Annotated in this window: 9 protein-coding genes; 3 read left to right on the top strand and 6 right to left on the bottom strand. The window is 65.7% G+C overall.

Going from position 1 to position 12,538, the window contains the following annotated elements; all coding sequences use genetic code 11:
* Positions 1-42: 42 nt before the first annotated feature.
* Both C2L65_RS11490 and C2L65_RS11485 read right to left on the bottom strand, forming a co-directional pair.
* Positions 43-1,713 (bottom strand): tetratricopeptide repeat protein, encoded by a 1,671-nt coding sequence (locus C2L65_RS11490; RefSeq protein WP_052427011.1) that lies wholly within the window; start codon positions 1,711-1,713, stop codon positions 43-45.
* Between the two features lie 115 nt (positions 1,714-1,828).
* Entirely contained in the window at positions 1,829-2,248 is a 420-nt protein-coding gene (locus C2L65_RS11485) for a PaaI family thioesterase (RefSeq protein ID WP_042314856.1), read from the bottom strand.
* Positions 2,249-2,473: 225 nt separating this feature from the next.
* On the opposite strand from C2L65_RS11485, the gene C2L65_RS11480 reads away from it, so the two are divergent.
* Positions 2,474-3,133 (top strand): ParA family protein, encoded by a 660-nt coding sequence (locus C2L65_RS11480; protein WP_007588586.1) that lies wholly within the window; start codon positions 2,474-2,476, stop codon positions 3,131-3,133.
* Between the two features lie 59 nt (positions 3,134-3,192).
* Here C2L65_RS11480 and panD read toward each other — a convergent pair whose 3' ends face one another.
* The 4 genes from panD to C2L65_RS11460 form a co-directional block, all read right to left on the bottom strand.
* Positions 3,193-3,579, bottom strand: coding sequence for an aspartate 1-decarboxylase (gene panD, locus C2L65_RS11475; RefSeq protein ID WP_007588587.1), 387 nt, complete (start codon positions 3,577-3,579; stop codon positions 3,193-3,195).
* Between the two features lie 18 nt (positions 3,580-3,597).
* A complete protein-coding gene (gene panC, locus C2L65_RS11470) occupies positions 3,598-4,431 on the bottom strand; it encodes a pantoate--beta-alanine ligase (protein ID WP_042314857.1) in 834 nt (277 codons plus the stop codon).
* 358 nt (positions 4,432-4,789) lie between these two features.
* The gene (locus C2L65_RS11465; protein ID WP_007738241.1) at positions 4,790-5,662 is read right to left on the bottom strand and encodes a segregation and condensation protein A; all 873 of its coding nucleotides are present in this window, start codon (positions 5,660-5,662) and stop codon (positions 4,790-4,792) included.
* The gene (locus C2L65_RS11460; protein WP_007588593.1) at positions 5,663-5,848 is read right to left on the bottom strand and encodes a DUF3460 family protein; all 186 of its coding nucleotides are present in this window, start codon (positions 5,846-5,848) and stop codon (positions 5,663-5,665) included. It abuts the gene before it with no gap.
* 422 nt (positions 5,849-6,270) lie between these two features.
* On the opposite strand from C2L65_RS11460, the gene C2L65_RS11455 reads away from it, so the two are divergent.
* Positions 6,271-8,025 carry an autotransporter assembly complex protein TamA gene (locus tag C2L65_RS11455; RefSeq protein WP_427910157.1) on the top strand — a complete coding sequence of 585 codons (1,755 nt, stop codon included), beginning with the start codon at positions 6,271-6,273 and terminating at the stop codon, positions 8,023-8,025.
* A gap of 31 nt (positions 8,026-8,056) precedes the next feature.
* Positions 8,057-12,463 (top strand): translocation/assembly module TamB domain-containing protein, encoded by a 4,407-nt coding sequence (locus C2L65_RS11450; protein ID WP_042314859.1) that lies wholly within the window; start codon positions 8,057-8,059, stop codon positions 12,461-12,463.
* Positions 12,464-12,538 lie beyond the last annotated feature (75 nt).

Below are 12,538 nucleotides of genomic sequence, written 5' to 3'. Positions count from 1 at the left end.
GGGCAAGCCGGTGCGCGACTGACGCGCCGCTTGCCCGCTGAATCATTTGCGCCCTTGCCGTAGCGCATCCGCGATGCGTTCGGCCACTTCCCGCCAGTTTCGCGCATCCGATTGCCGGAAGAGGCGCATCACGCCCGGATACCACGGCGAGTCGTCCCGTTCCAGCAGCCAGCGCCAGTCAGTCCAGTCGTGCGGCAGCATCAGCCAGCACGGCTTGCCGAGCGCGCCCGCGATGTGCGCAGCTGCCGTGTCCACGGTGATCAGCAGGTCCAGTTGCGTGATGATGGCCGCTGTATCGGCGAAATCCTCGATGGTGGAGCCCAGATGCACGATGGGCTGGTTAGCGGGCGGCGCGGTGGCGTCCGTCTCGCCCTGGCCTTTCTGTAGACTGAAGAACGTCACGCCGGGCACCGTCCACAATGGCGCGAGCGGCGCGAGACCGGGAACCGAGCGTGTGGCGTCATGCTGGTTTTCCGCGAAGCCTTTCCAGACCAGCCCGACCTTCAGCCCGCTTCCAACGGACAGGTGCGCGCGCCAGCGCTCGATGCGCTCCGGCAACGCATGGAGATAAGGCAGCGCGGCGGGAATCGTGGAGAGCGTGGTGCCGAACCGCAGCGGGAGGCTCAGCGGGTACGCCCAGTAGTCGTGCGGGGGGAGGCCGGCGGTATGGGTTCTGATCTCGTTCACACCGCCTATCGTGTCCATCAGCGGCTTCAGTGGCGCAGGGCACATCAGCGTCAGATGACGCACGCCGAGCCTCTTCAGGAACGGCGCATAACGCGCGAACTGCACGCAGTCGCCATATCCTTGCTCGTGCCACAACACGAGCGACTTCCCCTCCAGCGATTCTCCCAGCCATTGACGCGTGCCCTCAGGCGGCGGAGCTGCGTCCGGTTTGCGCCGCTGGGCAAGTCGGGCTTCGGCATGCGGCCAGCCCTCTTCGAGGCGGCCTTGCGTGAGCAGCAGGACACCAAGATTCCAGCGGGCATCGGCAAAGTCCGGCGCGAGCGCGAGCGTCTGACGATAGGCGGCTTCGGCTTCATCGTAGCGGCCCTGGAGCTTGAGCGCGGTGCCGAGATTGTGCAGAGCGTCGCGATGATCGGGTTGCACGGCGAGCGCGCGGCGGAACACGGCTTCGGATTCGACGGGTCGCGCGCTACGCAGCAACGCCATGCCGAGGTTGTATAGCGCGTGGATATAGTTGCCGTCGAGTTCGAGCGCCACGCGCAGCGTGACAACGGCTTCGTCCAGCCGACCGACGCTCGCTAGCAGGTTGCCAAGATTGTTATGCGCGGCAAGGAACTGAGGTTCGACCTCGATTGCACGCCGATACGCGGCTTCGGCCTCTTCGACGCGTAAATCCTCGTGCAGGATTGCGGCGAGCTGGAAATGGGCGAACGCGCAGTCCGGATCGATATCGAGGGCGCGGTGGCAGATTGCATAGGCCTCTTGCGTCCGATTGCGCTTCAGCAGTAGTTCCGCAAGATTGCCAAGGCACAGCGGGTCTTCTCTCAGCGCGATCGAACGGTGAAGCAGCGCTTCGGCTTCGATCCACATGCCGCGCACCGATAACACGACGCCCAGCAGGCGTAGCGCATCGGGTGCATGCGGGTTGCTTTCGAGCGTTTCGCGGTAGCCGCGTTCGGCTTCGTCATAGCGGCCGGCGTGGTGCGCCTCTAGCGCGGCTTCAAAGGTCGGAAGTTGAGAGGACATGTCGCTGGAATGAGGGATGCGCCGCTGCAACGACGCTGGCGCATCCGATCATACGCGCGGGCCGGGACGGGATTTGTCGTAAATCGTCATGGTGGCGCGCCGCGTCAACGACGTATCAGTACAGCACAATCTGCGTGCAGCGAAACAGCGCCATCGTCTTGCCGTCAGGCCCCGTCACGGTCGCGTCCCACACCTGCGTGCTGCGGCCCAGATGCACGGCCTTCGCGACGGCGCGGATCGTGCCTTCCGTCGAAGTCCCGAGAAAATTGCTCTTCAGCTCGATCGTCGTGAAATTGCGCGCGTTGTCGGGCAGATGCGCGAGGCACGCGTAGCCGCAGGCGGTATCGGCGAGACCGATCACGGTGGCCGCATGCAGGAAGCCGTTCGGCGCGAGCAGCTCGCTGCGCACGGTCAGTTCGGCCGTCAGCACGCCTTCTTCCAGGCCAGTGACGCGTACGCCCAGCAAGCCCGGCAGCGAGCCTTTCTGGCGTTCGTGAAGCCGGTCGATCGTGTATTCGCTGCGAAGTTTGCTCATGGTCATGATTCTCGAAAAAAAGGGCTGGAAGCGTCCCTCAGGCGCGTAGGGACTTCGGCCTGACGGGTTTTGCCGATATTATCAACGGCTGGAACCAATCGGCCATGCCGCATGCACAGGCAACGGAACGGCACGGACCGTCGCCGCGAGCCGCAACGCGCGGGCGGGCCGGAAGTCGAGCGGCAAACCGGCTGGCCAGCGCCAGCCATCTTCCCGGGAGAATTCATGACGGTGATCGTGGTGGCGAATCCAAAGGGCGGCGTGGGCAAGAGCACGCTGTCGACCAATCTGGCTGGCTATTTCGCGGCGGAAGGCCAATGGGTCGCGCTCGCCGACCTCGACCGGCAGCAGTCCGCGCACGCATGGCTCGATCTGCGTCCGGAAACCCTGCCGGCCATCGAAACCTGGGAGGTCGACCCCGATGCGCCCGCGAAGCCGCCCAAAGGCCTCGAGCAGGCCGTGATCGACACGCCCGCCGGACTGCACGGCAACCGGCTGAACCTGGCGTTGTCGCTGGCGGACAAGGTGATCGTGCCGCTGCAGCCGTCCATCTTCGATATTCTCGCGACCAAGGAATTTCTCGAGCGCCTCGCCAAGGAGAAAGCGGTGCGCAAGGGCGCAATCGAAATCGGCGTGGTCGGCATGCGGGTGGACGCGCGCACGAAGTCGGCGGACCAGCTGCATCGATTCGTCGAAGGGCTCGATCTGCCCGTGCTCGGCTATCTGCGCGACACGCAGAACTACGTGCAACTCGCGGCGCACGGCCTGACGCTGTGGGACGTCGCGAAGAGCCGTGTCGAAAAGGATCTGGAGCAGTGGGCGTCGATCACGTCGTGGGTCGACGGGAAGGCCGCGCACGGGAAGGGCGGCGGCAAAAAAGACTAAAGGCGCTTGTCGCAAGCGCCTTTAGTGATGTCGTGCAGATGATTCAGGCAGCGGAGCGATCAGCTCCAGCTTTGCGTCGGCACGTGGTCGCGGCTGCCCTTGATCACGTTGTTTTCGTCGACGAACACCAGATCGGGCTTCCAGCCCGCCTTCAATTCTTCCTCGTCGACGTTCGCGAACGCCGCGATGATCACCAGGTCGCCCAGTTGCGCGCGCCGCGCCGCCGAGCCGTTCAGCGAGATCATGCCGCTGCCGCGCTCGCCCTTGATCGCATACGTCGAGAAGCGCTCGCCGTTGTTGATGTTCCAGATGTCGATGCGCTCGTTTTCGACGATGTTCGCCGCTTCGAGCAGGTTCTCGTCGATCGCGCACGAGCCTTCGTAGTGCAGTTCGCAGTGCGTGACCACGGCGCGGTGAATCTTCGACTTCAGCATGTTGCGTTGCATGGCTAATCCTTCTGGCCGTCAGATTTCAAGGTTGTCGATCAGGCGCGTCGCGCCGAGCTTCGCGGCGGCAAGCACGACGAGCGGCGCGTCCAGCTCGTGCGCGGCGGGCGCGACGAGGTTCGAACGCTTGCGGATCGCGATGTAGTCCGGCTTCCAGCCGCGCGCAGCCAGCGACGCCACAGCTTCCTGCTCCAGCTTCGCAAAGTCGCGATTGCCCGACAGCACGCCTTCGCGCACGCGGGCGAGCGCGACGGCGAGCATCGGCGCCTCGGCGCGCTCGGCCTCGCTCAGAAAGCGGTTGCGCGAGCTGAGCGCGAGGCCGTCGGCATCGCGCACGGTTTCGGCGGCGATGATGTCGCACGGCAGCGCGAACTGCTCGGTCATTGCGCGCACGATCATCAACTGCTGGTAATCCTTCTTGCCGAACACGGCGACGCGCGGCTGTACGCACGACATCAGCTTCATCACGACCGTGCAGACGCCCGTGAAGAAGCCGGGCCGGAACTCGCCTTCGAGGATGTCGCCGAGATCGTGCGGCGGATGCACGCGGTATTCCTGCGGCTGCGGGTACATGTCGCGCTCCGTCGGCGCGAACAGCACGTAGACGTTTTCCTTCTGCAGCTTGTCGATGTCGTCCTGGAGCGTGCGCGGATACTTGTCGAAGTCTTCGTTCGGTCCGAACTGCAGGCGGTTCACGAAGATGCTCGCCACCACCGGGTCGCCGTGCTGGCGCGCGAGGCGCATCAGCGACAGATGGCCCTCGTGGAGGTTGCCCATCGTCGGCACGAAGGCGGTGCGGTTCTGGCCGCGCAACTGGTCGCGCAATTCCTGGATCGAGCTGATGACTTTCATGATCGGGCAATGTTGTGAGTCACGCCGACCGCTGGCAGGCGGCCGCGAGGCTCGCGGTTGTCTCGTTCACGCGACGGTGCGCGCAGTGTCGGGAAATCCATCTGAAGCCCGGCGCAGGTCGTCCGGTAGGCTGGCTTCGAGCGCGGGATTGTAGTGGATTTATTGTCGTGCTGCACCGAGTTTGGGCGGCGGGGTAAACGCCTGGAATCCCGGATATTGGAACGGAACGCGGGCTGGATAAGCCACGCGAGGCCACGCGGTACGGCGTCCGGAAAGCTTCGTTTCGGTTCCGTGAACGGCTGCGACAGCGGGAAGAAGGCGTGCTGCAATGACGTCCCCGCGCGCGGCCGACAGCCCGTCAGGCCGGCAGATAGGCCAGCCGCACGTAAATCGGCGCGAACGGCTCGGCTTGCGTGATCTCGATCAACGATTCACGCGACAGTTCGAGCATCGCGATGAAGTTCACGACGACGACGGGTACGCCACGTGTCGTGTCGAACAGTTCGGAAAACTCCATGAAGCGCGCGCCCTGCAGCCTGCGCAGGATCACGCTCATGTGCTCGCGCACGGACAGCTCTTCGCGCGAAATCCTGTGATGCTGGACGAGCTTGGCGCGCTTGATCACGTCGGCCCACGCGGAGCGCAGGTCGTCCGTGTTCACGTCCGGGAAGCGCGGCGTGATGCTTTGCTCGATATACACCTCGGCGCGCAGGAAATCGCGTCCGAGTTGCGGCAACTGGTCCAGACGCTGCGCGGCCAGCTTCATCTGCTCGTATTCGAGCAGACGGCGGACCAGTTCGGCGCGCGGGTCTTCCGCTTCGTCGCCCGTGTCCGCCTTCTTCACGGGCAGCAGCATGCGCGACTTGATCTCGATGAGCATCGCGGCCATCAGCAGATATTCGGCGGCGAGTTCGAGATTGGTCTTGCGCAACTGTTCGACATAGCCGAGATACTGGTTCGTGACTTCGGCCATCGGAATGTCGAGCACGTTGAAGTTCTGCTTGCGAATCAGGTACAGCAGCAGATCCAGCGGGCCTTCGAACGTCTCCAGAAAGACTTCGAGCGCGTCGGGCGGGATGTAGAGATCCTGCGGCAGCTTGAAGAGCGGCTCGCCGTACAGGCGAGCGAAAGCGATGCCGTCGACGGTGTTGGGCGTCGAATCGGTAGCGGGCGCGGCGAGCGCTGCGTCGGGCTGTCCCGAAGCGGCGCGGGCCTCGTCGGCGATGGTCACTTAGAAGTTCTGGTAGTAGACGTACGAGTTCTGCTTCACGCGTGCTTCCTGATTGGCTGCACGCTCGTCGAGGTCGATCGGCTGCTTGTCCCACAGCAGCGAGCGGCCGCGGCGCTGCTCTTCTTCCAGGGTGGGCTTTTGCGACTTCAGTTGATTCAGGAACTGCGTGATATCCGATTGATACATGGCTCGACGTCCGTGAATGAAGATGACGGCGCCCCGACGTGCTGATGACGCGGGGCCGCTCGTGCAGAACAGGATTTTACCGCAAGCTCGCCAACGCCAAGCGAAAAGTCGGCGGAACCTGGCGGAACCGTGGGCGGCCGGCGGCGTCCAAGGCGGGCGCTCGTTGCACCGTGCCGCCTCAGGGCCACGTGCGGCGCCCGTGGCCGCGGCGTATCCCGTAAATGGCGCTGGGGCGCCGATGTGTTCAAATAGCGCTCGTTCCCCCTGCGCCCAAGCGGGCCGGGTGTCGGCATTCTTCAACAATGGTCAATAAGAGCCGGAGGTCGCGTTTGGCGGGGTGGGCCATCGAGCGGTCGCGCAAGCATCGCAACGAAAGCACCGTGACGGGCCGTCGCGCGATGCAACGCGCATCGTTTGCGGCGATGCTGCTGCGCGCATGTCTGTCGTGCGGGTTCTGCGTGCTGCTGCTCGCCACGACGCACGCCCATGCCGCGCGCGCCAAGCCGACTTACGAGGTCGACGTGGAAGCGGAGCCGCGCTCGTTGCGCAAGCTGCTCGAAGAGCATCTGGACATTTCCCGCTTCGCGAAACGCGAGGACATCAGCCCCGAGCAATTCGACTTCCTCGTGACGGCGACGCCGCAGCAGGTGCGCGATCTGACGTCGACGCAAGGCTATTTCACGCCTATCGTACGAACCGATGTGCGCACCATCGACGGCAAAAAGGTCGTGCGCGTCTCCGTCGATCCCGGCCCGCGCACGACCATTTCGTCGATTTCACTGTCGTTTCGCGGCCCCGTGCTGACGGAAGACCCCGAGCAGGAAAACAAGACGCGCTTTGCGTTCTCGCTGCACGAGGGCGAACCGTTCACGCAGACGAGTTGGGACGACGCGAAGGATGCGTCGCTCAAGGCGCTGCAGTCGCGCCGCTATCTGGGCGCGAAAATCTCGCGCTCGGAAGCGCGGATCGATCCGCGCACGCACGACGCGAAGCTGTCAGTCACCTACGACAGCGGCCCCACGTTCACGATGGGCCAGCTCGATGTGTCGGGCACGCGGCGATACCCCGAACGTATCGTCAGGAACGTGAATCCGATCTCGCCGGGTGAAGTCTACGATGTCCAGCGCGTGACCGAGCTGCAGCGCCAGTTGCAGAACACGCCGTACTACGCGAGCGTCGCGATCGATGTCGGCAACGACACGGAAAAGCCGCTCGACACCCCCCTGCACGTAAAGGTCAGCGAGTTTCCGTACAACAGTGTGCGCGGCGGCGTCGGCTATTCGACGGACACGGGCGCGCATGTGCAGGGCTCGTATTCGTATCTCGACACGTTCGGCGCGGCCTGGCCGTTTACCGTCGCTGGCCGGCTCGACCAGATCCAGCAGTACGGCCAGGTGACGCTTGCGATGCCGCCGGGCCTGCGCGGCTGGACCAACAGCGCGCTCGTGTCGTACACCAGCACCAACGTGTCCGACACGCGCATCTACAGCTTGCGCGCGGGCGTGCAGCGCACGCGGACGTCGCAGTACATCGACTACGCTTACTCGCTGCTCTACTACCAGGACAGGCTGGACCAGAATACCCAGGCGCCGACCACGAGCCGCGCGCTCGTGCCCGGATGGTCATGGACGCGCCGCAACACCGACGACCCGCTGTTTCCGCGCTCGGGCAACCTGATCCACGTCGAGGCGGGGTTTGCCGTCAAGGGTGTAGCGACCGACCAGACCTTTATTCGCGGCTATGCGCGCGGCCAGCAATACTTGCCCGTCGGCGCGCGCGACCTTGTCCTGTTTCGCGCGGAACTGGGCGGCGTGTTCACGAGCGGGCCGTCGAGCGGCGTGCCCGCGTCGCTGCTGTTCCGCGCGGGCGGGTCGAACTCGGTGCGCGGCTACGCGTATCAGAGCATCGGTAACAACGTCGGCGGCTCGATTCTGCCGACCAAGTACCTCGTGACGGCCACTTCCGAATATCAGCACTGGTTCAACCGCGACTGGGGCGCGGCCGCGTTCTTCGACATCGGCACGGCCACCGACGCGTGGGGCGAGAAAGTCTTCTATCCGGGCGTCGGCCTGGGCGCGCGATGGCGCAGCCCCGTTGGCCCGGTCAACATCGATGTCGCGTACGGCACGCGTAACCGCAGCGTGCGGCCGTATCTGACGCTTGGTATCGCGTTCTGACATCACACTGAATCGACGACACTTTTTGAGCATGACGACGGACCCATCCGAGAACCCATCCGACCATCCGTCCGGCGGCGCACCGCCTGGCGGAGAGCCGCGGGGCGGCCTTCCGCCGGGCGGTCCGGACGGTTCGGACACGCCGCCGCCGAGGAAGCGGCGGCGTTTGTGGACGAAGATCGTGTGGGCGATCACCGTGCCGGCGGTGCTCGTTGCGCTGGTCGGCGGGCTGCTGTACGGCGTGGTCGTCACCGAACGCGGCACCGCATACGCGTGGCAGACGGCGGTGAAGCTGCTGCACGGCCAGCTCGAAGGCAAGCTCGACGGCGGCGCGATCGCGACGGGGCTGCATATGCGCGACGTGCGCTGGCGCAGCCTCGACGGGAGCGGCACGGACATTCGCGTCGACCGCATCGACGGGAAATGGGCGCTGTCCGACAAGCCGTGGCGTTTCGTCGTCGATTATCTGCATATCGGCACCGTCGATGCGCGCATCGCGCCGTCCACGTCGAAGTCCGAGCCGATGAGCCTGCCAAAGGATCTGCGTTTGCCGCTGCAACTGGCTGTGCGCGATCTGAGCGTCGAGAAGCTGATCCTGCACGAGGGTGCATCCACCTCGGAGTACGCGCGGCTGCTGTTTCATGGGCGCAGCGACGGGCGCCATCACGAGGCTTCCGTCGATCGCCTCGACACGCCGTTCGGCGCGGTGACGGCAGCGGCGAAGCTCGACGGCGTGCGGCCGTTTCCGCTGACAGGCGACGCGGGCTATTCGGGCAAGGTCAACGACGAAGCCGTTCAGGTGCGCGCGCATCTTTCTGGCTCGCTCGAAACGTTGATCGCGGAGCTCGACGCATCGGGGATGAAGCTGACGGGCCACGCGCGCGTCGAGGCGACGCCGTTCGCGGAGGTGCCATTGCAACGCGCGACGCTGGTCTTCGATCACGTCAATCCGCAAGCCTTCGCGCCCGGTGCGCCGCTGGCCGATCTCGCCGTGCGCGCGGAGTTGCAGCCGGTGCAGCGGGACGCGGCGGGGCGTGTGGTGCCGGCGAGTGGGGCGGACGTGGCGAGTGCCGTGGCGGCTGCGAGCACGGTTGCGGCGGCGAGTTCGGCAGGTTCGGCAAGCGCGGTGAAATCTGCGCGTACGGCGAGATCGGCGAGCGCGGTGAAATCAGGGCGTGCGGCCAGTACGGCGAGCGTGGTGAAATCTGCACGTGCAGCCAGTTCGGCCAGTTCGCCAAAAGCGGGCCACGCGGCAAGTTCGGCAGTCCTCGCGAGTGCGGCAAGCGCGCCGCTCGCAGCCTCTCAGGCGCAGGCAGACGCCGCCCATGGTTCGCCGGGCTTTGCGGTGCAAGGCCAGGTGTCGATCGTGAACGCAAAGCCAGGCTCAATCGACGCGCATCTGCTGCCGCTGATCGACGCGCGCGCCGACGTGCAGCTCGACGCCAAGGCGCAGCGCGTCTCGAACCTCAACGTGCGTCTGATCAAGGAAGCGACCGTCACGGGCGGCGGCGCGCTGATGGGCAAGCGCGGCCAGTTCGACCTGAAGGTCGCAAAGCTCGATCTGAACGCGCTGCAAGCGAGCGTGCGGCCGACGCAGTTCGGCGGCCCTGTCTCTATACGGCTGAACGACGACGTGCAGAGCGTCACGCTCGATCTGAACGATCCGAAGGCGGCGCTGCGCGTGCAGGGCAAGGTCACGCTCGATCCCGCGCGCACCAGTTTCAACGACGTGCGCGTGAGTTCAGGCAAAGGGCGTATCGACCTGAACGGCGCGATCAAGCGTGACGCCAGTTCCACGTATAACCTGAAGGCGACGCTGACGGACTTTGATCCGCTGTCGCTGACGACGCAAACGCCGTCGCGCGCGGCGGCGCCCGCCACTACCAGCGGCTCAGGCAAGGGCAAAGACAAGCGCGCTCAGGTGAGCGCGCCGAACGCGCCCGTGAAGGCACCCGCGTCGCGCAAGATCGAAGCGCGCGTGAACGGCACGCTAACGGCGGCGGGCTTGCTCGCACCAACTTTCACGACAAAGGCCGAGTTCCGTCTCGGCGAAAGCGTCTACGACGGCTTGCCGATGACGGGCAGCGGCGTCATCCAACTGGCGGGGTCGCGCATTCTGCCGAGCCGCGCGAATCTGTCGGTGGCGGGCAATCAGGTCGATCTGCAAGGCAGCTTCGGCGCGCGCGGCGACCGGCTGCGCTTTCATATCGACGCGCCCGAACTGGAGCGCCTCGGCTTCGGTCTCGCCGGCCTGGTCGCGGCGCAGGGCGACGTGACGGGCACTTTCGAGCATCCGAATGTCGCGCTCGACTACAAGGCCGACAGCGTCGTGTTCGGCGCGAACAAGGTCGGGCACGCCGAAGGGCACGCCGAGATCCGCGACGGCGCGAACGGCGCGATGGTCTTCACGACGGATGCGCGCAATATCAGCACGGCGGGCGTCGAACTGAACACGCTGACCGCGCACCTGAACGGCACGCGCGCGAAGCACACGCTCGACGCCGCCGCGAAGGGCACGCTGCAAGGCCGGCCGCTCGATCTCGCCGTGGCTGCGAACGGCAAGCTCACCGATGCGCGTGACGGCACGCACTGGGACGGCACCGTCACGCGCCTGTCGAACAAGGGCACACCCGCACTGAACATGGAGACGCCGCTGACCGTCAGCGCGGGCGGCCAGCGCGTGACGCTCGGCCCGACGCGGCTCACGCTGGAAGGCTCGCTGCTCGACCTGAAGTCGTTTGCGCTCGATCACGGGCGCATCAAGTCGGTGGGTACGCTGACGGGCGTGTCGGTGGCGCGCATGCTCGAACTGCGCCAGGAGTTCACGGGCGTGCCGTCGACCTTGAAGACGGACCTCGTGTTCGACGGCGACTGGGACTTTGCGCTCGGCGAGACGGCGACGGGCCATATCGAACTGAAGCGGCGCGGCGGCGACATCACGATCGAAGTGGGACGCGGCTTCGCGCCGCTCGGCATCACCGACGTCGCGGCGCGCGCGGACTTCAGCGGCGGCAACCAGTTGAACGCGACCGTGCATGCGCAGGCGAGCCGTATCGGCGTGGTCGACGCGTCCGCGCACACGACGCTCGTGCCGCGCGACGGCGTGCTGGCAGTCAACGACGAAGGGCCGCTGTCGGGCTCGATCAACGCGAACGTGCCGTCGCTGAAGACGACGGGCGGCCTGTTCGGGCCGAGCTATCTGCTCGACGGCCACCTGGCGCTGAAGCTCGCGCTCGGCGGCACGGTCGCGAAGCCGAATCTGTCTGGATCGCTGGTTGGCGACGGTTTGTCCGCGACGCTCGTCGATCTCGGCGTGCAGTTGAAGGACGGCGTGGTGCGCATCGCGCTATCGGAGAACCTCGTCGATTTCCAGCAGGTCGAGTTCCACGGCGCGACGGGCACGCTGCGCGCAACGGGCCGCGTGCGCCTCGACAACACCGAGCCCGATCTGACGGCGAGCATCGTCGCCGATCAGCTCGAACTGTTCGCGTCGCCGGACCGGCAACTGACGATGTCGGGCAGCGCGAGCGTCGCCAACGCGGGCACGCAGGGCGGGCTCGCGATCAAGGGCAAGTTCGTCATCGATCATGCCCTCTTCGATATGCCCGACAAGTCCGAGCCGCGGCTGGGCGACGACGTCGTGGTGGTGCGTCCGGATGGATCGGTGGCGAGCGGCAAGCCGCAGGAAGTCGGCAATTCGAACAAGCCCGTCGGCGCGTTTGCGCCGCGCGCGAACATCGATATCGATCTCGGCCAGAAATTCCGCTTCCGCGGCCAGGGGGCGGACGTCGGCCTGCGCGGCACGATCACGGCGCTGTCCGCGCCGAATCTGCCGCTGCGGGCGGTGGGCAACGTGCGCGTGACGGAAGGTTCGACATACACCGCGTTCGGTCGCAAGCTCGGCATCGAGAACGGCTTCTTCACGTTCAACGGACCGGTTGCGAACCCGGGCATCAATATTCTCGCGATGCGCCGCAACCAGCAGGTCGAAGCGGGCGTGCAGGTGACGGGCACGATCCAGTCGCCCGTCGCGAAGCTGGTGTCGGAGCCGAACGTGCCCGACAACGAAAAGCTGTCGTGGCTGCTGTTCGGACACGGCACCGATCAGGGCAACAACGTCGGCCAGCAAAGCACGATGACGACGGCGCTCGCGTTGCTCGGCAGCGCGAGCGGCAAGCGTATCGCGCAGGAGTTCGGGCTCGACGAGTTCTCGATCGGACGAAGCGAAGTGGGGCTGACCGATCCGCAGGTCGTGATGGTGTCGAAGGCGATGAGCGAATGGCTCGTGATCGGCTACGAACAGGGTTTGCAGTCGGCGAGCAACGCGATCAAGGCGACGGTGAACCTGACGCGTTACTGGTCGGTGGCCGTGTATGGCGGCACGTTCCAGGGGATGGATCTGCAATACACGCGGCGCTTCGACCGGCTGCGGTGGTGATAAAAAAACCGGCGGGGCGGCGAGCGCCCGGCCGGTTTCTGGCTGGAGACCGATGTCGACGTGCTACGTCGCTTT

This window comes from Paraburkholderia terrae, from assembly GCF_002902925.1.
GTDB classification, from domain to species: Bacteria; Pseudomonadota; Gammaproteobacteria; order Burkholderiales; family Burkholderiaceae; genus Paraburkholderia; species Paraburkholderia terrae.
The sequence above is the reverse complement of the archived record's forward strand: the minus strand, read 5'-3'. Positions and strand labels throughout refer to the sequence as shown.